The sequence below is a fragment of the Pseudomonas sp. P7779 genome (assembly GCF_013386315.1).
Lineage (GTDB): Bacteria > Pseudomonadota > Gammaproteobacteria > Pseudomonadales > Pseudomonadaceae > Aquipseudomonas.
The window spans coordinates 1-355 of record NZ_JACARZ010000231.1 but is presented as its reverse complement, the minus strand read 5'-3'; the positions used below and the strand labels follow the sequence as shown (position 1 = coordinate 355).

Annotated in this window: 1 pseudogene; it reads left to right on the top strand. The window is 59.7% G+C overall.

Features of this window, described 5'->3' with window-relative positions:
• A pseudogene (locus HX869_RS31335) lies at window positions 1-185 on the top strand (LysR family transcriptional regulator); the annotation flags it as partial.
• Window positions 186-355 lie beyond the last annotated feature (170 nt).

The window sequence follows — 355 nt, the reverse complement described above, 5'->3', positions numbered from 1 at the left end:
TCCTGGTGACCAAGCCGTTTTCGCCGTATTCCTATGACGGGCAGAAACTGGTGTGCGTGCCGTTGGCGGAGACGGTGACGGGGTCGGGATTGTCGGCGGTGTGGTTGCGGCGGGCGCCGTTGACCAAGCCGGTGCAGTTGTTTGTGGAGTATTGCCGGGAAGAGCTGGCGCGGTTGTTAGGTTAGACACAGAACTAAAAATGTGGGAGCGGGCTTGCTCGCGAAAGCGGTGGATCAGTCAATACATCGGGTGACTGTCGCACCGCATTCGCGAGCAAGCCCGCTCCCACATTTGGCCCGCGTTTCAGGCGCGAATCGAGTCGAGCATGCGCAACAACATGGCATCGCAAGCCTTC